The organism is Acidovorax sp. T1 (genome assembly GCF_002176815.1).
Classification (GTDB): domain Bacteria; phylum Pseudomonadota; class Gammaproteobacteria; order Burkholderiales; family Burkholderiaceae_C; genus Acidovorax.
Genome location: NZ_CP021648.1, coordinates 1,796,490 through 1,820,152 on the forward strand (window position 1 = coordinate 1,796,490; position 23,663 = coordinate 1,820,152).

The window sequence follows — 23,663 nt, forward strand, 5'->3', positions numbered from 1 at the left end:
CTCTATTTAGAGGTAAAAAGGCCGCTAGCGCTTTATGGATAAGCGCTTGCAGCTATGAATATCGAAGCAAAAGATTCCGTGTCCGGCAGCACGTAGGCCACGCCGCTGGAGCGGCCCAACAAGGGGGCAATCCACTGGTTGTAGAAAGCCACGGGCGCGTTGATGCAGCCGTAGCTGATGCGTTTGTCTTGCGTGCTGCTGCTGGCCAGGCGCTGCAGGCGCCGCTCTGTCGCGCTGACGCTGCGCACGCGGTGCAGCGAAACCGCAGCGTCGTAGTCAATCCACACGATGTCTTCGCCGCGCAGGTTGCGACCGGGCTCGGTCACAAAACGGCCGGCGGGGGTGGTGCGTTCTTCTGGCCGGACCTGGGCCAGCGGGCGCTGGCCGATGCCGGGCACCGAATGGTCGCCGCGTGCCGCACCCAGCAGCACGGGGGCGGTGCCCAGCCATTGGGCATGGGCCGAAAACACGTGGATGCGGGCGGCCAGCTTGTCCACCACCGCAAACGGCAGGCCCTGGTTGTCGCCCGTGCCTTCGATCCAGTGCACCAGCTGGCGGGCGTTCGGGCTGGTGCCGGCCGTAGGCCAGGCGCGCGTCAAAGCGCTTGCGTCCACCGTTTGGTTCGCCTGCGCCGCCGGCCATGCCGCACCGGCCAGCCACGCCCCTGCACCCCACAGCATGGTGCGGCGGCTCAGGGGCAGGGCGGTGCAAAAAGGGCGCATGGTGCTGGCAATCCTAATCGCATGCCCCGTGACGGGCCGCTTGCGCTCAGCAGCCGCGCGTGACGGGTGGCTGCACCTCGTGCTTTGGCGCTGCGTACTTGCCCAGCTCCCACTTGGCAATCGCATTGCGGTGCACTTCGTCCGGGCCGTCGGCAAAGCGCAGCGTGCGTGCGCCGGCGTAGGCGTAGGCCAGCGGGAAGTCGTCGCACATGCCACCGCCGCCGTGCACCTGCATGGCCCAGTCGATCACCTGGCAGGCCATGCTGGGGGCAACCACCTTGATCATGGCGATTTCGGTGCGCGCTACCTTGTTGCCTGCCGTGTCCATCAGCCAGGCAGCCTTGAGGGTGAGCAGGCGGGCCATGTCGATCTTGCAGCGGGCCTCGGCAATGCGTTCTTGCGTCACTGTTTGCTGGGACACGGTCTTGCCGAAGGCTGTGCGCGACGATGCGCGTTTGCACATCAGCTCCAGTGCGCGCTCGGCCAGTCCGATCAGGCGCATGCAGTGGTGGATGCGTCCAGGGCCCAGGCGGCCTTGGGCGATTTCGAAACCTCGGCCCTCGCCCAGCAGGATGTTGCTGACCGGCACACGCACGTTGTCGAAGGTCATCTCGACGTGGCCGTGTGGGGCATCGTCGTAGCCCAGTACGTTCAGCGGGCGAATGATCTTGATGCCGGGGGTGTCGGCGGGCACCAGCACCATGCTTTGCTGCGAGTGCTTGGGGGCGTCCGGGTCGGTCTTGCCCATGGTGACGAACACAGCGCAGCGGGGGTCGGCTGCGCCGGAAATCCACCATTTGCGGCCGTTGATGACGTATTCATCACCCTGGCGCTCGATGCGCGTCTCGATGTTGGTCGCGTCGCTCGATGCCACATCGGGCTCGGTCATGGCGAAGGCCGAGCGGATCTTGCCCTCCAGCAGGGGCTTGAGCCAGCGGGCCTTGTTGGTTTCATCGCCATAGCGGGCGATGGTTTCCATGTTGCCCGTGTCGGGTGCCGAGCAGTTGAATACCTCACTGGCCCATGGCACGCGGCCCATGATTTCGGCCAGGGGTGCGTACTCCTGGTTGGTCAGGCCAGCGCCTTCGTAGCCTGATGCTGCGGCGCTGTCCACCGGCAGAAAAAGATTCCAAAGGCCCGCGGCCTGGGCTTTGGGTTTGAGGTTTTCGATGGTGTTCAGGGCCGACCAGCGCTTGCCCGCTGCCGTGTTGGCGGCCAACTCATCCTTGTACGCGGACTCGTTCGGATAGATGTGGTCATCCATGAACTGGAGCAGCTTGGCCTGCAGTTCTTTGGTCTTGGGGGAGTAGTCAAAGTCCATGGGGGTCTCCGTGAAAAATTGGTGGGTGTCGTTTTGTGGGGGATCAGCCCCGTTGGGCGAAGGACCAGGCCAGTTGCGCCATGGGCCGGGCGGTGTCGCCCGAGGCCTTGGCCTGTGCGCTGGAGGCGGTACCCGCCTCGACCCGCTTGGCAATGCCCTGCAAGATGGCCGCGATGCGGAACATGTTGTAGGCGAGGTAGAAGTTCCAGTCGGCCCGCAGCGCCTCGGGTGTGGCGATGCCGGTGCGCTCGCAGTAGCTGCGGATGTAGCTGTCTTCATCCGGGATGCCCAGCGCGGTCAGGTCTTGCCCCGCAATGCCGCGCCCCAGCGCCGCCGGGATGTGCCAGCTCATGCAGTGGTAGCTGAAGTCGGCCAGCGGGTGGCCCAGGGTGGACAGTTCCCAGTCGAGCACGGCCACCACGCGGGGCTCGGTCGGGTGGAACATGAGGTTGTCCAGCCGGTAGTCGCCGTGCACGATGGAGACTTTGCTTTCATCGCGCGCGCTGGCCGGCATGTGCGCGGGCAGCCATTCCATCAGCCGGTCCATCTCTTCAATGGGCTGGGTGATGGAGGCGACGTATTGCTTGCTCCAGCGGCCAATCTGGCGGTCAAAGTAGTTGCCGGGCTTGCCGTAGCCTGCCAGTCCCCGGTCGGCAAACTGCACGGTGTGCAGCGCGGCAATCACGCGGTTCATCTCGTTGTAGATGGCGCCGCGCTCAGAAGGTGTCATGCCGGGCAGGGATTGGTCCCACAGCACGCGGCCCTGCATGCACTCCATGACATAAAAGGCGCGGCCAATTACCGATTCGTCCTCGCACAGCACATGCATGCGCGGCACGGGCACGTTGGTGCCATACAGGCCGCTCATCACGGCAAATTCACGCTCGATGGCATGGGCTGAGGGCAGCAGCTTGGCCACGGGGCCGGGCTTGGCGCGCATTACATAGCTGGTGCCGGGCGTGATGAGTTTGTAGGTCGGGTTGGACTGCCCCCCTTTGAACATCTCCACGGTCAAAGGACCGGAGAATCCTTTCATATTTTGGGTGAGCCACTGCGTCAGCGCGGGTGTGTCAAAAGCGTGCTGATCGGAAACAGGACGGGTGCCGACGAAATGATCAAAGTTGCTCATGAAAGATGGGGAGGTTCATTCAGTCAGTTGTCGGATTCGGCAATGCGCATGAGCGCTTCGCGGTCGCGAACCACCAGGCCGCCTGGCTCGATGCGGATGGCGTCCTCGCGCTCCATGGATTTCAGTTCCTGGTTCACCCGCTGGCGCGATGCGCCCAGCAGCTGCGCCAGTTCTTCCTGCGCCAGCTGCAGGCCAATGCGCATCTCGCTGCCGTCCGACAGGCTGGGAATGCCGTAGCTGCGAACCAAGTGCACCAACTGCTTGGCCAGCCGTGCGCGCAGCGGCAGGGTGTTGAGGTCTTCCACCAGGCCGTACAGCTGGCGAATGCGCCGCGCATGCAGGCGCAGCATGGCTTCGTAAAACTCCGTGTGTGCTGCAAGAATCTTTTTGAAATCGGCCTTGGCCACGCACAGGATGGTGGTGTCCCCATGGGCATAGGCATCGTGCGTGCGTCGGTCGCCGTCGAAAATCGCCACGTCGCCGAACCAGATGCCTGGCTCCACATAGGTCAGCGTGATCTGCTTGCCCGAGATGGAGGTCGAGCTCACCCGCACTGCACCGCGCGCGCAGGCAATCCACTCCTCGGGCGGGTCGCCGCGGGCGGCTATGAGGCCGCCATCCTTGAAGCGTTTGACGTATGCACATCGCAGGATGTCGTGTCGAAGGGATGGTGAGAGGGATGAAAACCAGCGACCTGAGTTGATCGCTTCACGTTCTTCGATAGTAAGAATCGGGTCGTCCATGGCCTGTCTTGTGTGTGACTAAAAACATGGCCATTGTCGCGGGAGGGACGGGGGCCAACGGTCAGGGTTGTCACCTGCGTGTCTGCCGTTCGTGCAGAACAAAAAACCCCGAGGCCTTGCGGGCGCCGGGGTTAACAGGGATGGGCAACGGGCGAGGGCGCTATTCGTAAAGCGGCGTGCGTTTGTCCAGAAATGCCGCAATGCCGGCCCCCGCGTTGGCATGGTGCAGGTTTTTCACGAAATGGTCCCGCTCGCTTGCCAGGTGCGTGGAGAGCAGGTTGTGGGGCGCATCGCCCACCAGCTCCTTGATGCTGACCAGCACGTTGGGCGCCCGTGCGTTGAGTTGCTCTGCCAGCGCCAGGGCCATCGCCAAGGCGTTGCCGGGTTCGGCCAGGCGGTTGACGACACCCAGGGCGTGCAGGCGCTCTGGCGCAATGCGGTCGCCGCACATGAGGATTTCGGTGGCCAGCTGGCGTGGCAATGCCTGCGCCAGGCTCCAGCTGGCGCCGCCATCGGGCGACAGGGCTACGTTGCTGTAAGCCATTACGAACACTGCATTGCGGGCCGCCACCACCAGGTCACAGGCCAGGGCCAGCGAAAACCCGGCCCCCGCCGCAGCGCCCTCAACCGCTGCAATGACCGGCTTGGGAAAGGTGCGAATGGTCTCGATCCAGCTGTGCAGGCCTTCGATGCTTTGCGCCTGCACTTGCGGGTCAGCCTGGCGGTTGGCTTGCAGGCGCTGCAGGTTGCCGCCCGCGCAGAACATGCCTGCCGCGCCGGTGATGACGACGCTGCGCACCTCGGCGCTGTTCTCGGCAACGTTGAGCGCTTCGATGCCCGCGGCGTACATGACGGGGTCCAGGGCGTTGCGCAGTTCCGGGTTGCTGAGGGTCAGAACCAGGGTCTGGCCCTCGCGGGTGGCTTGAAGTTGTGCGGGCATGGGGTTTGGCTGGCGGTGGGGTTGGGCGGTGGAGCTAAGCCGTGGGGTGAAGTGCGTCCTCAACGCTCTTCAACATGTGCCAGGCTCAGGCCAATGGCCCCGCGCCGGCGCAACCAGGGGCTGGGGCGATACCGTGGGTCGCCATAGACCGTCTGCATGTTGAACAGCACTTCCAGGATGTTGGTGGGCCCCCAGCGGTCGCCCATGGCCAGCGGCCCGAACGGGTAGCCCAGCCCCAGCGTGACTGCGGTTTCCAGGTCGCGCGGGCTGCAGATCTGCTGCTGGCAGATATCACTGGCAATGTTCACGATGGTGGCCACCACGCGCTGGGTGACAAAGCCGCCGCTGTCGCGGATCACGCTCACCGCCTTGCCGTCGCGGGCGAAGAGGGCGTGGGCTGCATCGCGAATATCCACGCGCGTGGCCGGGTTGGTGGCCAGCACGCGCCGCCGCGTTGCAGCGTCGTCGATCAGCATGTCGATGCCGATGGTGCGGGCAGGATCGAGCCGTTCCACCACAGCCACGGTGGTGATGTCGAAACCCAGCGGTGCCACCAGCGAGATGGCCGTTTGCGAGGGCGACGCGCCGGTTTCTATGGTGGCGCCCAGGTCCTTGAGCAACTGGTACAGCTCGGCACGGCGCGCTGCGCGCGGCGAAACCCAGACCGGTGGGATGCTGGCCACCTCGGGAGTGGCCGGTTCGGCAGGCACCTGCGCCACGCCATCCTGGTAGCGATAAAAACCCTCGCCCACTTTCTTGCCCACCATGCCGCCCGCCAGCCGCTGCGCCGTGATGACGCTGGGGCGAAAGCGCGGCTCTTCGTAATACTGGTGGTAGATGGATTCCATCACGGGGTGGGACACGTCCAGGGCTGTCAGGTCCATGAGCTCGAACGGCCCCAGCTTGAAGCCCACCTGGTCGCGCAGGATGCGGTCGATGGTGGCGAAATCAGCCACGCCCTCGCTGACGATGCGCAAGGCCTCGGTGCCAAAGCCGCGCCCGGCATGGTTGACGATGAATCCCGGGGTGTCTTGCGCCTGCACCGGGGTGTGCCCCATCTGGCGTGCGTACTGGGCAAGTGCCTCGCACACTGTCGGGGCAGTCTTGAGTCCGGCGATCACCTCGACCACCTTCATCAGCGGCACAGGGTTGAAGAAATGAAAGCCTGCCAGCCGCTCGGGCTGCTGCAACGCGGCACCAATGGCGGTAACCGCCAGCGACGAGGTGTTGGTTGCCAGCACGGCTTGCGGCTTTACCACGGCCTCCAGCTGCGTGAAGAGTGCCTGCTTGGCGTCCAGCTGCTCCACGATGGCTTCGATCACCAGGTCGCATGAAGCCAGGTCGGCGATGGCGGCAACCGGCTGAAGTCGACTGCCCCAGTCTGCGGCCTGTTCACCGGAAATGCGTCCTTTTTCCAGCAGGCGCTGCCATTGGGTTTGGATGCTGTTGCGCGCCGATTCTGCGGCATTCGGCTGCATATCCAGCAAAAGAATCTGGCTGCCAGCCTGGGCAGCGATCTGCGCGATGCCGCGACCCATGGCGCCTGCGCCTACGATGCCAACGATGGGGAACTGATTTTTCATGGCGGCATTATGGCGTTGGTGTTTCAAGGTACTTGTGTGCAAAAATGACCACACCAAAAAAAGAAATTGTTGTGAATATACGTAACGTAATTTTTGGGGTCGGATGTTGGGTGGCCGTCGGCAGTGCCGCAGCCATCTCGCTGGGGCAGAGCCGGGGCGCGGTCATCCTTGGTGCACCGGTCGATCTCGTATTCGATGTGCAGCCCGATGCGGGTGCAGATATTGCTTCGTCCTGCGTTACGGCAGACGTGGCGTTTGGTGATGTTCCTGTCGGTGACGCCAAGGTCCGGGTATCGCCATTGCCTGACTTGCCGGGGCGTTCTCCAGCCGTGCGCGTGCAGGTGGTCGGCTCGGTGAACGAGCCCGTTGTCACCGTCACGATGTCGGCTGGTTGCTCGGGAACGGTCACGCGCACCTACACGTTTTTGGCCGACCCGCCCGCAGCGCATGTGCCGGGCCGCGTCGTGAATATTGAGCAGTTGGCGTCGGTTCCCCCTGCCGTGGCTCGCGGTTCCGGGGTGGGCGCTGACCGCCCGGCATCTCCACCCCCCGTGCGCCGCCGCATTGTGCAGGCACCGGCCGTAGCCCCGGAGCAGCGTGAAGCGGCTGCTTCAGCCCCCATCAAACCGCGGGCCGCCAAGCCGACAGCCCGCACGGCGCCACCGCGCGCGCCGCGGGAGGTTGTGCGCAAAGCCCCTGAACGCGAAGAGCGCACCGTCAAGGCGACCACGCCGCCGCTGCCGCCAGTATCAGAGCGCTCGCGGCTGGTCATGGAGCCACTGGACGCATTGGCTCAACCGTCAGTTGCCCTGCGGCCTTCGACCGACATGGGGGCCGTGCCTGCGCAGGCGGCGGCCTCACAGCGGCAGGAGGCGGCAGCAGCCTGGAAGGCGATGAACGCGCCCCTGGGCGGGGTGCCGCAAGACGACGAGCGTGTTCGTGCGCTGGAGACCGAGATGGCCGCGTTGCGTGCCAAATCGACCGCCGAGCGCGCCGCGATGGTCGAGCTCCAGCAGCGGCTTGCGTTGATCGAGGCTCAGCGCTTTTCCTCGGGACTGGTCTATGCATTGATGGCTGCGTTGGCGCTGGCGCTGGGCTTGCTCGCCTGGGTCTGGACCCGGGCGCGCCGTGATTCCCGGCTGGCCATGCAGGCATGGCGCGATTCGGTGGCGTTGAGCGCCAGGCACAGCGATGCCGCGCGGCACGACCCCCATGATCCCCGTGATCCCCATGACCTGACGCCACATCCCCATGACACCTGGGCGCCAGAAGACTCGTCTCCGTTGGGCGGAGATACCTACGGCCTCCATTCGGAAACTTCGCCTTTCCATTCCACGGTGGCTGCCGCAGCCTCCGCGCCAGAGCGCGCACCGCAGCCCGTACCCGTGCCAGAGACCGTTCCTCGCCTTGAAAACCCCTCGCAAATTGTCAACCCTGAAGAGCTTTTTGACATTCAGCAGCAGGCGGAGTTTTTTGTTTCTGTGGGAGAACACGATCAGGCCGTGGAAGTGTTGAAGAAGCACATCGCAGCCCACCAGGCAACTTCGTCGTCGGCTTATCGGGAGCTACTGGGGCTCTACCACAAGCTGGGTCGTTCGGACGACTTTGCGCAACTGCGCAAGCAGTTTTGCCACCACTTCAATGCGCAGATTCCGGAGTTTTCAGTGTTCAGTCATAAAGGCCGAACCCTGGAGGATTACATCGACGCACTGGCCGCCATCGAGGCAGAGTGGACCTCGTCCTCCGTGCTGCAGTTGCTGGAAAAGTTTCTGTTCCTGAAGGACGGTCGTGCTGCGGTCGCCCCGTTTGATCTGGCTGCGTTTGACGACCTGCTGCTGCTGCTGGCCATTGCCCAGACCACCCCGGCCAGCGCGCGCGGCGCCCCCCCCCACGCATGCGCACAACACCGCTTGCGTTGCCGTTTGACCGGCCCGTGTCAACGCCTGCCAGCCGCAATCCTGCTCTTGCGGCGGCTGCTGTCGATCTGCCTCTGGATTCGCTGGCGGCCAGCCTGGAGTTTGATTTTGGCCAGCGTGTACCGCCGGCAGGTGTTACCGGGAACGTGGTTTCGCAAGCCCCCGCACACCCGAATTCACCCGGGCTGGAGTTGGAACTGGACCTGGATCTGTCCGATCCTCCGCATCTGACGCTGAGCGATCTACCGCCCGCTCCGGTCACGGCGGCGCCGCGTCCTGACCAACCGATCGGTTTTGGCGTGGCCAACGATCTGCTGGAAGCGCGCCTCGAACTCGAACAACGCAAAACAGAACCCAAGGCGTGAGTTGAGCGGGCCCCCTGCGTGGCCCGGTCCGCTGGGTTGTTGTTGCCCTGCGTGGTGCATCCGCTGCCATCTGGCGTGGCAGCGCCCCTGATTTACTGCACTACCTTATGGTGCTGTTATGGCGCTGTTCATGATTGAAAGCGTTGTGGTGCGGCCATGTGAGCCAGCAGCTGGCGTGCCGCATCTTCGGGGTCGGGCGCGTTCACCAGCGCCCGCACCACGGCGATGGAGCCCACGCCGGTGCCCAGCACTTCGCCAAACTGATCGGCGCCAATGCCGCCAATGGCCACCAGCGGATACGCCCGCATGAGGCGCGCGTAAGCCGCCAGTCGGCCCACGCCCTGGGGCGCCGTGGCCATCTTTTTGAGCGTGGTGGGAAACACCGCTCCCATGGCGATATAGCTGGGGCCCACGGCATCGGCGCGCAGCATTTCGGCGTAGCCGTGCGTGCTGACCCCCAGCCGCAGGCCGGAGGATTGCAGCGTCTGCAACTCGCTGGGTTGCAGGGCGTCGAGGTCTTCCTGCCCGAGGTGGGCGCCATAGGCGCCGGCCGCCATGGCCTGGCGCCAATGGTCGTTGATGAACAGCAGCGCTGGCGTGTCTTGCACCGCCTGCACGGCTGCCGCCACCTCGCGCGCCACGGCGGCAGGGTCGTCCGACTTGAAGCGCAGCTGCACGGTGGGCACGCCGGCCCGCGCCATGCGCCCCACCCACGCGGCATCGGGCAACACCGCATACAGCCCCAGCTGCTGCGGACATGGCGCAAAGGTGCGAGCCCGGGGCAGGGCTTGCAGACCGAAATCCTGGGGTTCGTCGGGCCAGGGCGCCGCAGCGAAATGGCCTGTGCGCACGCTGCGGGCCTGCCAGGCGCGGGCCACGCACTCGGCATCGTGGGCAATGAACCCGAGGGCGCTGCATGCCTGCAGGGCCGCCTGGTACACCGCATCTGGCGACGTGGGCGCTGGCGCGGGCTGGGCCGCAAAGCCGGGAAACGCGGCGGCATGGTGCTGCAAAATTTGTTGCAGCATGGTGTGGACATCACTCATGGGCGTCATTCGTGGGCGTGGTGCCAGAAGGGGGTGCCCAGCACGGGCGTGCTGGCCTGGGCGGTGTCCTGGGCGGCCATGGCGCCGGCCTTGCGGGCGGCTCGCCCCGCCTGCACCGCGTCGGCAAAAGCCCCGGCCATGGTGACGGGGTCTTGCGCCAGTGCCACGGCGGTGTTTAGCAGCACGCCGTCGTAACCCCATTCCATGACCTGGCAGGCGTGCGATGGCAGGCCCAGGCCCGCGTCCACCAGCAGCGGCACGTCCAGGCGCTCGCGCAGCAGCTGCAGCGCATAGGGGTTGACGGGGCCGCGCCCGGTGCCAATGGGGGCGGCCCAGGGCATCACGGCCTGGCAGCCCACGTCCACCAGGCGCTGGCACAGCACGAGGTCTTCGGTGCAGTAGGGCAGCACCTGAAAGCCGTCCTTGATGAGCTGCGCGGCCGCTTCCACCAGGTTGAGCGTGTCGGGCTGCAGCGTGTAGTCGTCGCCAATCAGCTCCAGCTTGATCCAGGGGGTGTTGAACACCTCGCGCGCCATGTGCGCTGTGGTGATGGCCTCTTGCACGCTGTGGCAGCCGGCGGTGTTGGGCAGGATGGGCACATTCAGGCGGCGCAGCAGCTCCCAGAAGCTGCTGCCGCTTTCGGCCGGGTTGCTGCCCTGGCGGCGCAGCGATGCGGTGACCATGGCGGGCCGGGCACGCACCACGGCGGCTTCAAGCACGGCGGGGGATGGGTAGCGCGAGGTGCCCAGCAGCAGGCGGCTGGCGAACTGCTGGCCATACAGCACCAGCGGGTCTTGAGGCGTTGAATTGGTCATGGTTGTTACTATGCTTTTAATAGCTGTTGGCGCTTATCCATCAAGCGCTAGGTGCCAATTTGGCTTCAATTTTCAGGCGGCGGATCATCCACCCGTCACGGGCGAGATGATCTCCACGCGGTCGCCGGGCTGCAGCATGTGGGCGGCGTAGCGGGTGTTGGGCACAAAGGTGGTGTTTACCGCCACGGCAAACGGTGGACGCGCGGCCATGGCAGCCACGGCATCGGCCACGGTGGCGCCTTCGGGCAGTTCGTGCGGGACTTGGTTGATCGAGATGTTCATGCAATTGCGGGGGCTGCAACGCCGGTCGGGGTTGGGGCGGTGGGCTCCAGTTCCACCCGGAGGTCAAAACGTTCGGACAAGGCCGATTGTCCCGTGTTCAGCACCTCCAGGGTCACGTCCAGCATGGCAGGCGAGATCATGAAGCCGTGGCGGTACAGACCATTGATCTGCAGCACGCCCGGGCGGGGCTGGCGGATGGCGGGCAGGTTGTCGGGCAGCGTGGGGCGGCACTGCGTGGCCAATTCCAGAATGCGGCCTTCCGCAAAGCCGGGGTGCACGGCATAGGCTGCGCTGAGCAGCTCCAGTGTGGATCGCACACTGGCGGGCGAGAGGTCGTTTGATTCGATCTCGGTCGCACCGATCACGAACAGATGGTCTTGCTTGGGTGCGATGTAGATGGGATAGCGGGGGTGCACCAGCCGTGTCGGGCGCTGCAGCGTGACATCCGGTGCATGGATGCGCGCAACTTCGCCCCGCACACCGCGCAATGCGCTCCACTGGCCCTTGGCGCCCAGGCCACGGCAGTCCAGCACCCAGTCGGGCTGGCCGGGGGCGCCGGGCGAAAAGGCCTCGGGCGACTGGGGCGTGTGCCAGTGCGTGCGCACGGCCAACTGCCCCATCTCCACCACCAGGGCCGCCAGCAACTGGCGGTTGTCGAGCTGGCCCTCGCCGGGCAGGTACAGGCCCTGGTTGAAGCGGTGCGCAAGGGCGGGCTCCACCTGTTCCAGGGCGCCGCTGTCGAGCTTTTGCAGGGCGGGCAGATCGGGCACCTGGTGCTGGTTGGCCTCCAGCTGGCGCGTGAGCCGTTGGGCTTCGGCCGCGTCCTGCCGGTGCCACACGATGAGCGTGCCGGCCTGCTGGAAGAACACGGGCTCGGCCAGCGCTGCCAGCAGCTGCGGCCAGCGGGTGAGGGCATGCTGGCCCATGCGCACCACGCCAGGCTCGGTGATGGCCGATTCGGCCAGCGGTGCCAGCATGGCGGCGGCCACGGTCGCGGCCGAATGTTCAGCGGCCGGGCCACCCGCGTCGTAGATGTCCACACGGTGACCCTGGCGGGCCAGTTCCACCGCAAGCAGGCGGCCCATGAGGCCCGCGCCCAAAATGGCAAAAGAAGAGGGTTGAAGTGGCATAGGTCCGTGGGTGTGTCCGTGTGCTGTCAGGCAACCATGGACAAAACGGGGCTGCGCCGTTGCTGGAAACTCCCCACGCCAGCATGACCTGGATCGGGTAGCGGAGCCCAGCGCCAAGAGGCGCTGTGAGAACTTGTCGTTTCGTGGCTCCAGGGTCTTTCTCAGTCGCGCGCCACATTGGCGGGACACCCCTGTTTCGTCCGTAAGCTCAAATTACAGCATATCCCTCTGTGCGCCGAATTGACCTGGCGCATAGGCCATAATTTTTGCCATGACTATTCCAACCAGCTCCGCCGCGCCGCGGCCGCGCTACGTGCGCGTGCTGTCCATCGCCGGCTCCGACAGCGGCGGTGGCGCGGGCATCCAGGCCGACCTCAAGACCTTCAGCGCCCTGGGCTGCTACGGCATGACCGCCATCACGGCCATCACCGCGCAGAACACGCTGGGCGTGACCGGCATCCACGGCGTGCCGCCCGACATGCTGCGCGCGCAGATCGATGCCGTGGCGCAGGACATTGGGGTGGACGCGGTCAAGATCGGCATGCTGGCATCGCCCGAAGTGGTGCGCGTGGTGGCGCAGGCCATCCGCGCTCACCGCCTTCCTCATGTGGTGCTTGACCCGGTGATGGTGGCCACCAGCGGCGACCGGCTGATCGCCAGCGAAACTGTGCAGGTGCTGGTGAACGAGCTGTTTCCGCTGGCCACCGTGGTCACGCCCAATCTTGACGAAGCAGCGCTGCTGCTGGGCCGCGAGATCGAAGGCATCGATGCCCTCGACGACGCCGCCCGCGATCTGCTGGCCCTGGGTGCACCTGCTGTGCTGCTCAAGGGCGGGCATCTGAAAGGCGAGCTTGTGGTGGACTTGCTGGCCATGCAAACGGGCCTGCGCAAGCGCCTTGAAAGCGCCCGCATCGCCACGCACAACGGCCACGGCACGGGCTGCACGCTGTCGTCGGCCATTGCCGCATTTTTGGCGCAGGGCCACGAACTGCCGCAGGCGGTGGAAAAGGCCCGCGCCTACATCCTGGGCGCCATTGCCGCCGGGGCCGACGTGCACACCGGCCAGGGCCACGGGCCGCTGAACCACGGGTATGCGCCGGTGGTGCAGATGGTGGTGCGAGCTTGATGGCCCTGATGGCCACCCAAATTCCCCCGTCTATGGCCACCTCAAACTCCCCCACCTGAACTGATCGGGGATAGGGGTTTAACGCCGGCGTCGTCGGCACCTGTTGGCAGGACATTGATCCAGTCTTCCCCGAGGGAAGGCCAAGGAGTGAATGTCTTGAAGTCCAACCAACGCGCCACCATAGAGACACTGCTGGAGCGCAACACATCGCAACGCGAGATCGCCCGCATCACGGGCATCGACCGCAAGACGGTCAGGAGCTACCACCAGCGCTGGCTGGAGCAACTGCAGTCAAATTCCCCCGGGGTGGCCACCGGCTCGGCAGGTCAAATTCCCCCACCCTGGCCACCGGCTCCTGGGCCGGTGGCCACCTCCCTGTGCGAACCCTGGCGCGAGTTCATCGAAGCCCAGCTGCGGCTGAAGCGAAACGCCACGGCCATCTACCAGGACCTGGTCGACCAGCACGGCTTTGATGGCCAGTACAACTCGGTCAAACGCTTCTGTGCAAAGTTGCGGCACAAGGAGCCCGAGCAGTTCGATCGCCTGTCCTTCCTGCCCGGCGAGGAGATGCAGGTGGACTACGGCGAGGGCGCGCCCACCCGCGTGCCCGGCAGCGACCGGTACCGCAAGCCCCGCCTGTTCGTGGCCACCTTGCGGTATTCCCGTGCCAGTTTCCGGTGCGTGGTCTGGAAGTCCAGCCAGCAGATCTGGGCCGAGCTGCACGAGCGGGCCCTGCGGTACTTCGGGGGCTGCCCCCAGTACGTGGTGCTGGACAATCTGAAGGAAGGCGTCCTCAAGCCCGACCTGTACGAGCCCGATCTCAACCCGGTGTACGCCGCCGCCCTGGCGCACTACGGCGTGGTGGCCGACCCGGCGCGGGTGCGAGACCCCAACCGCAAGGGCACGGTGGAGCATGCCATCGGCCATACCCAGGCCACGGCCTTGAAGGGCCGGCGCTTTGAGTCCATCGAGGCCCAGAACGAGTTCCTGGCGCACTGGGAGAAGAGCTGGGCATCCAAGCGCATCCACGGCACCGAGCGACGCCAGGTGCAGGCCATGTTCGAGGAAGAGCGCAGCCACCTCAAACCCCTGCCAGTGCTGGGAATGCAGTATTTCGACGAGGCGGTGCGCACCGTCTGCGACGACAGCTGTGTGCGGGTGGATCACAGCAGCTACGCCGCTCGCCCGGCGAACATCGGCTCCAAGGTGTTGGTGCGCATCTACGCCCAGCGCATCGAGATTCGTGACATGCACACCCGTGCCTTGCTGCGCACCCACGCCAAGGCCGAGCGTCCCGGCACGGTGATTCTGCCCATGGAGGAGCGGGTGTTCAATCCGTCTCGCGAGACCCGCCTGATCCTGCGTCAGGCCGGCGAGATTGGTGAGCACGCCAGCCGGCTGTGTGAGCTGCTCTTTGCCATCGAGGGTCGTGTCGGGCAGCGCAAGCTCTGGGGCATTGTGGGACTCATGCGCCGTTACCCGGCGCACTGCATCAATGCCGCCTGCGCCCAGGCCCTGGAGCAAGGGGTCTACAGCTACAAGCGCGTGCTGGCGCTGACCGAAGCCCTCTTTGCCCAGGCGATGGCGGCCATCGAGGCTACCTGCGGCGAAGCACCCGCCGCCGGTGCCCACGCGCTGACGCAGCAGCATGAGCTCATCCGAGACGCTGAGGAGTACAGCGATCTCTTCGCGCTCGCCGCCGCCACGGCAAACACCACCACCACCACCACCACCACCACCAACACCAACAACACCACCAACGCACCGGGAGTTCAGCCATGAACATGATCGAGATCGAACGCGCGCTGCGCGAGCTGCGCCTGTCCGGCATCGCCGAGACCCTGTCCACCCGCGTGATGCAGGCCCAGGCCGCCCAGCAGCCTTTCCTGGAGACCTTCGCCGCCATGCTGCAAGACGAGCTGGACCGCCGGCGCTCTCGCCTGACCGAGCGCCGCTTCAAGCGCTCGGGTCTGGATGAGCGCCCCTCGCTGGCTGACTTCGACTGGCGTTTCAACCCGAAGCTGCCGCGCAGCGCCTGCTTCGAGTTGCACACCCTGAAGTTCATCGGCGAGGGGGCCAACGCGCTGATCATCGGCAAGCCGGGCACCGGCAAGAGCCATGTGGCCAAGGCCGTGGCCTACCAGGCCACGCTGCAGGGCTATGACGTGCGTTACCTGGAAGCCGACACCGAGTTCGCCCGTTACGCGCTGGCCACTACGGCAGAGCGCACCGAGCTGCTCAAGGACTGGGTCGCGCCGGACCTGCTCGTCCTCGATGACCTGTTCCTGGCCAGACGCATCAGCGAGCATGCCGCTGAAGTCCTACAGGCCATCGTGCACCAGCGCTACAAGCTGCGCCGCGCTGTTCTCATCACGTCCAACCGCGTGGTGCAGGACTGGGGCAAATACCTCGGCGACGCCACCATGGCCAGCACCATCCTGGATCGCCTCATGCACCGCTGCGCGATGCTGGAGTTCGAGGGCAAGAGCTACCGCCTCAAGGAGGCCGCTGCACGCATCGCCATCACACCCGAGTCGTCATAATCCGACCGTCCTGCCTGGGGGAATTTGGGGTGGCCAAGGGTGGGGGAATTTGACCTGGCCATCGGGGCTTGATGGCGAAAGTTTGACCATTTTTGGCCTCTGGCGCTTATGTAGCAAGCGCAAGCAGCTATTAAAAATGTAGTGATCTGCATTGGCCAAGGCAGGTGCCTTGGTGCGCTTCATGCCTGCCGTGGACGCGTCACCCAGGCCAGCAGAAAACTCAACACCAGCGTCGGCAAGGCCGAACCCAGCCCAGGCACCAGTTTGGGCGCCAGGTGATACACCGCAATGCCCAGCAACCACAGCACCACGGGCGCCGCATGAACGGGGCGGGCGCCAGCCAGCAACGCCGGCGCATTGGCCCCAAAAGCCAGGCGCCCCAGGATGACGCCGAACAAGGGCACAAACACCGAACTCAGCAGCAGCAAAAACGGCTCCAGGCTGTGCATGGGCAACACCAGCGCCAGAGCCGTGCACAGCGCGGTCATGGCCAGGCCCCAGCGGCGCACGCCCCAGCGCGGCAGCAGGCTGTGCGCCGACACGGCGCCCGAATAGGTGTCGCCGTAGGCGTTGTCCACCTCGTCAATCAATATCAGCGACAGCGCAATCAGCCCGCCCTGGGCCAGCAGCAAGGCCTGCACCAGGTCCTTGCTGGGCAAGGTCAATGCCACCAGCACACCGAGGGCATAGCACCACATGTTGGCCAACGCATACCCCAGCCAGGTGCCGCGCAGGGCGGCGCCGCCGCTTTTGCCATGGCGGGCGTAGTCGGCCACCAGCGGCAGCCACGAGATCGGCATGGCAATCACCAGATCGAGCGCAGGCAGCACGCCCATGCCGCCGTCACCCTGGCGCTTCCACAGCGCCTCAAAACCCTGGGCCTGCGCCAGCGACACAAACTGCCAGCTCAGCCACAGCAGCGACAGCACCACCAGCGGCAGCGCCACCCGCGCAATCACCTTGCGCACCAGCTGCACCATCGAGCCGCTGATCAGCAGCATCACCACGCCGCCCCACAGCAGCGTGGCCGCTACCGGCCAATGTGCGCCCGCCATGCTGCCCGACTGCTGACCGATGGCCACCGTGGCATCGCGCATCACCACCAGCTCGAACGTGCCCCAGCCCACCAGCTGCACGATGTTCAGGATGATGGGCAGCCCCGCAAAGCGGCGGCCATACACCGCATGCATCAGGCCCGCGCTGGCCAGCCCGCTGTCGCAGCCCAGCTTGGCCACCCAGCCCAGCAAGCCAGCGCCCAGCATCGAGCCCGCCACGATGGCCCACAGGGCCTCTTGGGTTCCGAGCGCGGGCATCAGGTACGCGCCCACCTGCATCACCAGCAGGCCCACGCCCAGGCTGAACCACAGCGAGGCGTGGTCGTGCCAGCCAAACACGCGCCGCTCGCTGGAAACGGGTGTCAGCGCCTCGTTGGCAGATGGGGTGCGGGTGCTCATGCGGGTTCCTTGGCGGTACGGTGCGTTGCAGCGCAAGGAAGACCCCGGCCACGCGCGGTCAACGGCGTGGAATGGCGGACGGGCCTCCCTGCGCGAGGATGATCTCAATCAGGTTCAAGGGGACTCTCTCAGCCCGCGCAGCGTTGGCGCTGCGGGGCACCCCTGGCGGTGCGGTGCCTTGCGGCGGTGCGGGGCGGATTTTAGTGGGGGTGGGGATGGCTGCTGTCGGCCAGAAGCGGTCGTTGGCAGTACGAAGAAGCGGGCACTCAATGTTTGACCCGAATGCCGCTGCGTGTCCGTGTCGAACTTGTTAAGCCGCATGACGCGGATACCTGCGGGCCAAATCGAGAATGTCTGTTGTCTTCACATCTATGTATTTCAGAAAGATCAGCATCTCCTCAGGCTCCAGGTTCTTTTGGTCCGTTGTGATACTGGCTGGTGTCGCGTGAAGCAACTTACTGGCGAACGCGTATATGTAGTCGTACTCAGGTAGCAGGTTTACGCGCTCGGCCATCTTCTTCCACTCCCAACGCTTCTTCTTTCCGTTTGCAAGCACCAGACCCTCTATCCCAGGTAGCACGTTTACCTCGAAGAATGCCTGCTCCGCAGACAACTCTCTCAGCGCCGCTTCAGCCTGAGTTACAGCCTTTTTCTCGACTAAATGGGCCTGAAAACCGTAGCCATTTCGCTTGGCTTGGTCAACGTACAGCGAGAACTTACGCGCCGCTTCCGCATCAATCATGCGTGCTGCCAATCTGAGCCCATCTCCGCGATCCTCCGGCGGTCCTGCTCTGGACACAAGTACCTCTTGAAAATCCTGCTCTTTCCGCTCGAAGTGCCGGAGCAACTCGACCTCACGGCGAATCTGGGCCAGGGTGTCAGCGAAGTACTTCTGCTGCGTCTCAAGCAGTTGTCCGTAGTACACCAACCCGTAGCGTTCATCTTGCTCGAACAAGAGAAGCCAGACACTTAACTCAAACAGGTACCTTGATACAGCGACTACTCCGATCGTTTCGACAAAATTAAAGTTTTGCTCAAGCAGCAATCGTATGCGCACGAGGCTGTCACCCATCGCCGCAAGACACCAAGAGACAGGGCGCCGCTTGTCGAAACTCGCTAAGACTTCCGGCGTCCGCAAGCGGCACGCTTCCGCATCCACATCGAAATGATGGGCTTTGATGGATTCCACTAGGACATTGAGTCGTGTTGCGACGTCGGGTGTCATATGCGTGAGCGAATTCGTTATAAATACTATAGCTTGCGCACCGAGCAGGCCCATGTGCAAATGGGCGAGGGTGTTTGTGAAATGGAATGGATTGCGGCATCCGCGAGACATGGGGCGGCAAGAGGCTGAAGGCTTTCTGGCCATGCTGGCCAACGAGCGGCGGGTAGCCGCTGGCACGCACAACCAGGCGGGAGCGTCGAGGACGCTTCCAGGATTGGACTCTTGCGGAATGTCAGCTTTGCGGTTTTTATCTGGATAGCGGCTTGGGGTCGTTTCCAGTCATCAACCTCGCAACCCGCCCCCCCAACGGCCAAAACCCCGCCGTCAGTTCCCCAGTTCCCCCACCCCCAGCAACCCCTGCAACTTCTCGCTGCTCGTCGTGTACTCCAGCGGCAGCTTGTGCCCCGCCAGCCACTCGGCGGCGGCGAAGGCGGCGAGGGTGGCTTCGTGGAAGCCGCTCAGGATGAGTTTGCGTTTGCCGGGGTAGGTGATGGCGTCGCCCACGGCGTGGATGCCGGGCGTGCTGGTGGCGAAGGTGGCGGGGGTGACCACGAGCTGTTTGCGCTCTAGCTGCAGGCCCCATTCGGTGATGGGGCCCAGGCGCGGCACCAGGCCCAGGCGCACCAGCAGCAGGTCGAGCGGCAGGCGCAGGGGCTGGCCCTCGGGCGTGGTCAGCTCCAGCGCGGCCAGGCGCCCTTGTTCTTCGATGATGCCGCTGGCCACGCCGATGGCGACTTCGATGCGGCCCGCGGCGCGCAGGGTTTGCAGTTGCTCCAGCAGGGCGGGCGGTGCGTCGAACACGTCGCGGCGGTGCTGCAGCGTGGTGCGGGCGGGGCGCAGTGCCTCGGGGGCGGTGGCGCAGGCAATGGCTTGCTGCACGGCGGGTTCGTCGCCGCCATGCACCACCACGCGCTGGCCGGCAAGGTGCGTGCCTTCGTCCAGGCGGTAGCGCAGCTGGGTGCCCTCATAAGCCTCCAGGCCGGGCAGCTTGAGGGCGCGCGGCATGAAGGCGCCCACGCCGGCGGCGATGAACACGGTGCGCGCCAGCAGCTGGGTGCCCTGCGCGGTGCCGACGAGGAAACCGCCACCGGGTTGGGCCTGCACGGTGCTTACCTGCTGGCCGAGGTGGAACGCGGGGGCAAAGGGCTCGATTTGCGCGCACAGGCGCTGCACCAGTTCGTGCCCGGTGCAGGCTTGAATGGCGGGAATGTCGTAAATGGGTTTGTCGCCGTACAGCTCAACGCACTGGCCGCCGGGGTGGGGCAGCGCGTCGATGACGTGGGCGCGCAGGCCATGCAGGCCCAGCTGGAACACCTGAAAAAGCCCGACAGGCCCCGCGCCGATGACGACGGCGTCGGTTGCTTGAGCCATTTCCGAGCCACTCATTGCGCTTCAGCGCTCGATACCGGTGCGCGCCCGAGCCAGTGCCACCGTGGAACTGGCTTTGCCAGGCCACTGGCGGCGTCCCCCTTGGGGGAAGACGCGAAGCGGCTCCGGGGGGATTTCACTTGACCAGGTCGTTGACCTTGCCCGGCTTGCCGTTCCATTCGTCGGCGTCGGGCAGCGCGGGCTTGCGCTTGGTGATGCTCTTCCAGCCGTCGGCAAAGGCCAGGTCGGCGTTGAGCTTGATGAAGGCGATCTGGTCGGCCGGCAGGTCTTCCTCGGCAAAGATGGCGTTGGCCGGGCACTCGGGGATGCAGACGGCGCAGTCGATGCACTCATCGGGGTCGATGACGAGCATGTTCGGGCCTTCGCGGAAGCAGTCCACGGGGCACACGTCCACACAATCGGTGTACTTGCACTTGATGCAGTTTTCGGAGACGACGTGGGTCATGACAGGAGTTGTGTGGGGCGGTGAAAACCCTCGATTTTAGAAGCTTTCACCGACCAGGTTGAAGGGGCCCTGCGGCCAATGGGGGTTCAGGGGGTTCAGCGGGTTGTTGCAGGTCAGTTGACCAGCACGGCACCGGCGGTTTTGTGGCTGGCGGTGTCCACCAGGATCAGCGATCCGAGCACGCGCGCTTTGCCGAAGGCCGCGGCCGGAATGGCCTCCTGCAGCACGAGCTGAACATGGCCGATGGCGTTGGGGTCGAGTTGCGTGGCTGGCTCTTCGGCCAGCGTGTTGATGTTGAGCTTGTGCACCACGGCTTTCACCTTGGCCTTGACCCAGCGGTGGCCGTGCAGCGCCCAGTACACGCGGCCTGCGACCAGGGGCTCGTCGTCCATCCAGGCGATGGTGGTGCGCAGCTCGCGGCGGGCGGGCCAGGCGGGTGTGGCGGCGGGCGTGTCGCCAAAGTCGTCTTCGGCAGGTGCTGCTGCAGCGGCGGTGGGCGCGGCCAGGATCCAGTCGCCCCGCGATACATCCACCTCGCGGTCCAGGATGATGCCGGCGCTGGTGCCTGCGGGCACATCGCTGGGGCGGCGGGCGTGGTCCAGCACCTGGGCCACGGTGGCGAGCTGGCCGCTGGGGAAAATCTGCACGGCAGTGCCAGGCGCCACGGCGCCTGCGGCCACGCGGCCCCAGAACACGCGGCGGCCTTGGGAGGTGTCGGACGACGAGGACGAGGATTTTTCGACCCACTGCACCGGAAAAGCCAGCGGCAGGCCGGTGTCGGCAGGCGTGTTGGGCAATGCTTCGAGCACCTGCAGCAGCGTGGGGCCTTCGTAGCCACCCCAGCCGGGATGGGCGTCCACCACGTTCCAGCCCTTGAGGGCGGACACGGGCACCGTGGCGCGCACGGTAATGCCAGCCGCCTGGGCGAAGGACTGCAGTGCGCCCTGGATGTGCTTCCAGGCCAGCGCGGGGTCTTCCACCGCGTCGAGCTTGTTCACGGCAAACACCAGCGAGTGCACGCGCAGCAGATGCGCCAGCAGGCTGTGGCGGCGGGTTTGGGGCAGCAGGGCGAGTTGCGGATTCTTCCAGTCGAGCTTGGTGGCATCGACCAGCACCACGGCGGCGTCGGCGCTGCTGGCGGCCGTGACCATGTTGCGGGTGTACTGCTCGTGGCCGGGCGCGTCGCCGATGATGAACTTGCGCGTTTCGGTGGCGAAGTAGCGGTAGGCCACGTCGATGGTGATGCCTTGCTCGCGCTCGGCGGAGAGGCCGTCGGTCAGCAGGGCCAGGTCGGTTTCGCCGCCGCGCTGCACGCCGGCCAGGTGGTCTTGCAGCACCGCGCGGCTGTCCACCAGCAGGCGGCCGATCAGTGTGCTCTTGCCGTCATCGACCGATCCGCAGGTGATGAACTTGAGGGCAGAAATATGGTCATTTGTGCCGCTAGCGCTTGTCTGGATTGCGCTGGTAGCTATCGAATTAATAGTGTTTGTCATCAGAAATAACCGTCTTTCTTGCGCTTTTCCATCGAGGCGTCGCTGGTCTTGTCGTCCATGCGGGTGGCGCCGCGCTCGCTCACGTCGGCGGCCAGGGTCTCGATCACGATCTCGGCCGGGGTGGCGGCGGTGCTTTCCACCGGTGCGGTGCAGGTGATGTCGCCCACGGTGCGAAAGCGCACGTCGCGCGTCTGCACCGTCTCGCCGTCGCGCGGCGGTGTCAGTTCGGTCACGGGCATCAGCATGCCCCGGCGGTCCACCACCTGGCGCTTGTGCGTGTAGTAAATGCTGGGCAGGCCGATCTGCTCGCGGTCGATGTACTGCCACACATCCAGCTCGGTCCAGTTGCTGATGGGGAACACGCGAAAGTGCTCGCCGGGCTGCAGGCGGGTGTTGAACAGCGTCCACAGCTCGGGGCGCTGGGCCTTGGGCTGCCATTGGCCAAAGCTGTCGCGGTGGCTGAAGATGCGCTCCTTGGCGCGGGCTTTTTCCTCGTCGCGGCGGGCGCCGCCAATCAGCGCGTCAAAGCGGAATTCTTCAATCGCTTCGAGCAGCGTGACCGACTGGTGCACGTTGCGGCTTTCGCCGGGGTGCGCCAGGCGCACGGTGCCGCGCGCCATCGAGTCCTCGACGCTGCGCACGATCAGTTCGGCCCCCAGTTCCTTCGCGCGGAAGTCACGGAAATCCGTCACCTCGGGGAAGTTGTGGCCGGTGTCGATCATGAGCAGCGGGTAGGGAATGCCGCCGCCGCTGGCCTTGGTGCCAAAGGCTTTTTCGGCGCACTTGAGCATGACCAGCGAATCCTTGCCGCCCGAAAACAGCAGGGCGGGGCGTTCAAAGGCGGCGGCCACCTCGCGCAGGATGAAGATGGTTTCTTCTTCCAGGGCGTCGAGGTGCGAGTTGTTGAGGTGGTAGCTCATGGGGTTGTTCTGCAGCCGTGCTGCATCGGTACGGGCGTTCATGGTCGGATCTGTGGCGGGTTCAGTGGGCCAGGTGCAGGCCGCACTCGCGGTTGTCCTCGCCCTTGGTGGGGTCCACGTAATCAAAGTTGTTGGGCAGGCCGTGCTGCACGCAGTATTCGTGCAGGTCTTTGGACGACCAGTGCAGCAGCGGCGCCACCTTGATCAGGCCATCGGGGTTGATGCTCACCGGGTCCATCTGTGCGCGCACGGCGGTGTCGGTGGCGCGCAGCGCCGTGAACCACACGTTCGGTGCGGTCTCGCGCAGGGCCCGGGCGAAGGGTTCCAGCTTCACTTCTGCGGTGAAGGCCGCATGGCGCGGGTCGTCCAGCGCGGGCGTGGCGCCGTCCACCGCCTCGCGGTGGGCGCGCGAGCGGCGTGGCAGGTAAATCTGCAGGTTCAGCCCTAGCTGCTTTGTCACTTCGTCGGCAAAGCGGTAGGTGGCCTCGGTGTTGTAGCCGTTGTCCATCCAGACCACCGGCACATCGCGCTGCACCTGCGCGACCATGTGCAGGATCACGGCCTCGAAGGGGCGAAAGTTGGTGGTGACGATGGCCGGCTGGCCCAGGCCCAAGGCCCATTTCACCAAGCCTGGGGCGTCGCGGCCGAGTTCGGCGTTCACGCGTGCGAGATCCAGCTGGCTCATACGGCTGCCTTGTCGTTCATGAAGTGGGGTTGGGGGTTCACCGCGTCGCCCTGGTAGAAGCCGGGAAACAGCGCGAACTGGCGCTGCGCATCGGCCACGTCCACGCCTTCGCGCAGCACGGCCGAACTGAAGCCCGTGCGCTGCATCTGCACCAGCTGGTCGATCAGCACGTCGCCCGTGGCGCGGATGTCGCCCGCAAAGCCACGGCGGCGGCGCAGCAAAAAGGCCTGGCTGAAGGCGCGGCCATCGGTGAAGTTGGGAAAGTGCAGGTCCACACGTTCCACGTTGTCCAGCGGCAGCGCCATGGCATCGGCATCGTTGGGCAGGGCCACGGTGCGGGCATCACCCTCTGCGGGCGGCTGGTGGTCTTGGGCGGCGAGTATTTTCAACA

24 protein-coding genes are annotated in these 23,663 nt (G+C 65.4%); 6 read left to right on the plus strand and 18 right to left on the minus strand.

Features of this window, described 5'->3' with window-relative positions; translation table 11 throughout:
• Positions 1-32: 32 nt before the first annotated feature.
• The 6 genes from CCX87_RS08440 to CCX87_RS08465 form a co-directional block, all read right to left on the minus strand.
• Positions 33-722: a hypothetical protein gene (locus CCX87_RS08440; protein ID WP_232476509.1), complete on the minus strand. Its 690-nt coding sequence runs from the start codon at positions 720-722 to the stop codon at positions 33-35.
• 46 nt (positions 723-768) lie between these two features.
• Complete coding sequence (locus CCX87_RS08445; RefSeq protein ID WP_087745472.1) at positions 769-2,043, minus strand: acyl-CoA dehydrogenase family protein; 1,275 nt, start codon at positions 2,041-2,043, stop codon at positions 769-771.
• Positions 2,044-2,086: 43 nt separating this feature from the next.
• A complete protein-coding gene (locus CCX87_RS08450; RefSeq protein WP_087745474.1) occupies positions 2,087-3,172 on the minus strand; it encodes a phosphotransferase in 1,086 nt (361 codons plus the stop codon).
• A 23-nt stretch (positions 3,173-3,195) separates the two neighbouring features.
• Positions 3,196-3,915 carry a Crp/Fnr family transcriptional regulator gene (locus tag CCX87_RS08455; RefSeq protein WP_087745476.1) on the minus strand — a complete coding sequence of 240 codons (720 nt, stop codon included), beginning with the start codon at positions 3,913-3,915 and terminating at the stop codon, positions 3,196-3,198.
• Between the two features lie 160 nt (positions 3,916-4,075).
• Positions 4,076-4,855, minus strand: coding sequence for an oxepin-CoA hydrolase, alternative type (locus CCX87_RS08460; protein ID WP_087745478.1), 780 nt, complete (start codon positions 4,853-4,855; stop codon positions 4,076-4,078).
• A 59-nt stretch (positions 4,856-4,914) separates the two neighbouring features.
• On the minus strand, positions 4,915-6,438 hold the full coding sequence (locus tag CCX87_RS08465; RefSeq protein ID WP_087745480.1) for a 3-hydroxyacyl-CoA dehydrogenase: 1,524 nt from the start codon (positions 6,436-6,438) through the stop codon (positions 4,915-4,917).
• A 44-nt stretch (positions 6,439-6,482) separates the two neighbouring features.
• Here CCX87_RS08465 and CCX87_RS08470 point away from each other — a divergent pair, with 44 nt between their 5' ends.
• Both CCX87_RS08470 and CCX87_RS21285 read left to right on the plus strand, forming a co-directional pair.
• Positions 6,483-8,585 carry a type IV pilus assembly protein FimV gene (locus CCX87_RS08470; RefSeq protein ID WP_232476510.1) on the plus strand — a complete coding sequence of 701 codons (2,103 nt, stop codon included), beginning with the start codon at positions 6,483-6,485 and terminating at the stop codon, positions 8,583-8,585.
• Positions 8,546-8,719 (plus strand): hypothetical protein, encoded by a 174-nt coding sequence (locus tag CCX87_RS21285; protein WP_232476511.1) that lies wholly within the window; start codon positions 8,546-8,548, stop codon positions 8,717-8,719. The genes CCX87_RS08470 and CCX87_RS21285 overlap by 40 nt, the downstream gene beginning before the upstream one ends.
• 128 nt (positions 8,720-8,847) lie before the next feature.
• On the opposite strand, the gene CCX87_RS08475 is transcribed toward CCX87_RS21285, so the two are convergent.
• The 4 genes from CCX87_RS08475 to CCX87_RS08490 all read right to left on the minus strand — a co-directional run bounded on the left by CCX87_RS08475 (position 8,848) and on the right by CCX87_RS08490 (position 11,992).
• Positions 8,848-9,765, minus strand: a complete 918-nt coding sequence (locus CCX87_RS08475; protein ID WP_087748250.1) for a thiamine phosphate synthase — start codon at positions 9,763-9,765, stop codon at positions 8,848-8,850.
• A 5-nt stretch (positions 9,766-9,770) separates the two neighbouring features.
• On the minus strand, positions 9,771-10,580 hold the full coding sequence (locus CCX87_RS08480) for a thiazole synthase (protein WP_087745482.1): 810 nt from the start codon (positions 10,578-10,580) through the stop codon (positions 9,771-9,773).
• 84 nt (positions 10,581-10,664) lie between these two features.
• Positions 10,665-10,862 carry a sulfur carrier protein ThiS gene (thiS, locus tag CCX87_RS08485; protein WP_087745484.1) on the minus strand — a complete coding sequence of 66 codons (198 nt, stop codon included), beginning with the start codon at positions 10,860-10,862 and terminating at the stop codon, positions 10,665-10,667.
• Positions 10,859-11,992 carry an FAD-dependent oxidoreductase gene (locus CCX87_RS08490; protein WP_087745485.1) on the minus strand — a complete coding sequence of 378 codons (1,134 nt, stop codon included), beginning with the start codon at positions 11,990-11,992 and terminating at the stop codon, positions 10,859-10,861. Before CCX87_RS08490 ends, thiS begins: the two co-directional genes overlap by 4 nt.
• Positions 11,993-12,263: 271 nt before the next feature.
• Between CCX87_RS08490 and thiD the strand changes: the two genes are divergently transcribed.
• From thiD to istB, 3 genes are all read left to right on the plus strand, one after another.
• Entirely contained in the window at positions 12,264-13,118 is an 855-nt protein-coding gene (gene thiD / locus CCX87_RS08495; protein ID WP_087745487.1) for a bifunctional hydroxymethylpyrimidine kinase/phosphomethylpyrimidine kinase, read from the plus strand.
• A 147-nt stretch (positions 13,119-13,265) separates the two neighbouring features.
• Positions 13,266-14,900: an IS21 family transposase gene (istA, locus tag CCX87_RS08500; protein WP_087745488.1), complete on the plus strand. Its 1,635-nt coding sequence runs from the start codon at positions 13,266-13,268 to the stop codon at positions 14,898-14,900.
• Positions 14,897-15,661, plus strand: coding sequence for an IS21-like element helper ATPase IstB (istB, locus tag CCX87_RS08505; RefSeq protein ID WP_056269326.1), 765 nt, complete (start codon positions 14,897-14,899; stop codon positions 15,659-15,661). The genes istA and istB overlap by 4 nt, the downstream gene beginning before the upstream one ends.
• A gap of 179 nt (positions 15,662-15,840) precedes the next feature.
• Here istB and CCX87_RS08510 read toward each other — a convergent pair whose 3' ends face one another.
• Both CCX87_RS08510 and CCX87_RS08515 read right to left on the minus strand, forming a co-directional pair.
• Complete coding sequence (locus CCX87_RS08510; RefSeq protein ID WP_087745490.1) at positions 15,841-17,115, minus strand: purine-cytosine permease family protein; 1,275 nt, start codon at positions 17,113-17,115, stop codon at positions 15,841-15,843.
• 310 nt (positions 17,116-17,425) lie between these two features.
• Positions 17,426-18,304 carry a hypothetical protein gene (locus CCX87_RS08515; RefSeq protein ID WP_232476512.1) on the minus strand — a complete coding sequence of 293 codons (879 nt, stop codon included), beginning with the start codon at positions 18,302-18,304 and terminating at the stop codon, positions 17,426-17,428.
• A 145-nt stretch (positions 18,305-18,449) separates the two neighbouring features.
• Between CCX87_RS08515 and CCX87_RS21290 the strand changes: the two genes are divergently transcribed.
• Positions 18,450-18,599: a hypothetical protein gene (locus CCX87_RS21290; protein ID WP_232476564.1), complete on the plus strand. Its 150-nt coding sequence runs from the start codon at positions 18,450-18,452 to the stop codon at positions 18,597-18,599.
• Positions 18,600-18,664: 65 nt separating this feature from the next.
• Here the strand turns inward: CCX87_RS21290 and CCX87_RS08525 are convergent, their stop codons facing one another.
• The 6 genes from CCX87_RS08525 to CCX87_RS08550 all read right to left on the minus strand — a co-directional run bounded on the left by CCX87_RS08525 (position 18,665) and on the right by CCX87_RS08550 (position 23,661).
• The gene (locus CCX87_RS08525) at positions 18,665-19,711 is read right to left on the minus strand and encodes an NAD(P)/FAD-dependent oxidoreductase (protein WP_087748251.1); all 1,047 of its coding nucleotides are present in this window, start codon (positions 19,709-19,711) and stop codon (positions 18,665-18,667) included.
• A 133-nt stretch (positions 19,712-19,844) separates the two neighbouring features.
• Positions 19,845-20,174, minus strand: coding sequence for a ferredoxin FdxA (gene fdxA, locus CCX87_RS08530; protein WP_087745494.1), 330 nt, complete (start codon positions 20,172-20,174; stop codon positions 19,845-19,847).
• Positions 20,175-20,287: 113 nt separating this feature from the next.
• Positions 20,288-21,667, minus strand: a complete 1,380-nt coding sequence (locus tag CCX87_RS08535; RefSeq protein WP_087745496.1) for a sulfate adenylyltransferase subunit 1 — start codon at positions 21,665-21,667, stop codon at positions 20,288-20,290.
• The gene (gene cysD, locus CCX87_RS08540; RefSeq protein ID WP_087745499.1) at positions 21,667-22,629 is read right to left on the minus strand and encodes a sulfate adenylyltransferase subunit CysD; all 963 of its coding nucleotides are present in this window, start codon (positions 22,627-22,629) and stop codon (positions 21,667-21,669) included. Before cysD ends, CCX87_RS08535 begins: the two co-directional genes overlap by 1 nt.
• Positions 22,630-22,648: 19 nt before the next feature.
• Positions 22,649-23,272, minus strand: coding sequence for a phosphoadenosine phosphosulfate reductase domain-containing protein (locus CCX87_RS08545; RefSeq protein ID WP_087745501.1), 624 nt, complete (start codon positions 23,270-23,272; stop codon positions 22,649-22,651).
• Positions 23,269-23,661: a DUF934 domain-containing protein gene (locus CCX87_RS08550; protein WP_087748252.1), complete on the minus strand. Its 393-nt coding sequence runs from the start codon at positions 23,659-23,661 to the stop codon at positions 23,269-23,271. The genes CCX87_RS08545 and CCX87_RS08550 overlap by 4 nt, the downstream gene beginning before the upstream one ends.
• Positions 23,662-23,663: the final 2 nt, after the last annotated feature.

Coding starts and splice junctions, on each gene's coding strand:
- CCX87_RS08440 (WP_232476509.1), bottom strand. CDS start 722: ATGCGCCCTTTTTGCACCGCCCTGCCCCTGAGCCGCCGCACCATGCTG.
- CCX87_RS08445 (WP_087745472.1), bottom strand. CDS start 2,043: ATGGACTTTGACTACTCCCCCAAGACCAAAGAACTGCAGGCCAAGCTG.
- CCX87_RS08450 (WP_087745474.1), bottom strand. CDS start 3,172: ATGAGCAACTTTGATCATTTCGTCGGCACCCGTCCTGTTTCCGATCAG.
- CCX87_RS08455 (WP_087745476.1), bottom strand. CDS start 3,915: ATGGACGACCCGATTCTTACTATCGAAGAACGTGAAGCGATCAACTCA.
- CCX87_RS08460 (WP_087745478.1), bottom strand. CDS start 4,855: ATGCCCGCACAACTTCAAGCCACCCGCGAGGGCCAGACCCTGGTTCTG.
- CCX87_RS08465 (WP_087745480.1), bottom strand. CDS start 6,438: ATGAAAAATCAGTTCCCCATCGTTGGCATCGTAGGCGCAGGCGCCATG.
- CCX87_RS08470 (WP_232476510.1), top strand. CDS start 6,483: ATGACCACACCAAAAAAAGAAATTGTTGTGAATATACGTAACGTAATT.
- CCX87_RS08475 (WP_087748250.1), bottom strand. CDS start 9,765: ATGAGTGATGTCCACACCATGCTGCAACAAATTTTGCAGCACCATGCC.
- CCX87_RS08480 (WP_087745482.1), bottom strand. CDS start 10,580: ATGACCAATTCAACGCCTCAAGACCCGCTGGTGCTGTATGGCCAGCAG.
- thiS (WP_087745484.1), bottom strand. CDS start 10,862: ATGAACATCTCGATCAACCAAGTCCCGCACGAACTGCCCGAAGGCGCC.
- CCX87_RS08490 (WP_087745485.1), bottom strand. CDS start 11,992: ATGCCACTTCAACCCTCTTCTTTTGCCATTTTGGGCGCGGGCCTCATG.
- thiD (WP_087745487.1), top strand. CDS start 12,264: ATGACTATTCCAACCAGCTCCGCCGCGCCGCGGCCGCGCTACGTGCGC.
- istB (WP_056269326.1), top strand. CDS start 14,897: ATGAACATGATCGAGATCGAACGCGCGCTGCGCGAGCTGCGCCTGTCC.
- CCX87_RS08510 (WP_087745490.1), bottom strand. CDS start 17,115: ATGAGCACCCGCACCCCATCTGCCAACGAGGCGCTGACACCCGTTTCC.
- CCX87_RS21290 (WP_232476564.1), top strand. CDS start 18,450: ATGGGGCGGCAAGAGGCTGAAGGCTTTCTGGCCATGCTGGCCAACGAG.
- CCX87_RS08525 (WP_087748251.1), bottom strand. CDS start 19,711: ATGGCTCAAGCAACCGACGCCGTCGTCATCGGCGCGGGGCCTGTCGGG.
- fdxA (WP_087745494.1), bottom strand. CDS start 20,174: ATGACCCACGTCGTCTCCGAAAACTGCATCAAGTGCAAGTACACCGAT.
- CCX87_RS08535 (WP_087745496.1), bottom strand. CDS start 21,667: ATGACAAACACTATTAATTCGATAGCTACCAGCGCAATCCAGACAAGC.
- cysD (WP_087745499.1), bottom strand. CDS start 22,629: ATGAACGCCCGTACCGATGCAGCACGGCTGCAGAACAACCCCATGAGC.
- CCX87_RS08545 (WP_087745501.1), bottom strand. CDS start 23,272: ATGAGCCAGCTGGATCTCGCACGCGTGAACGCCGAACTCGGCCGCGAC.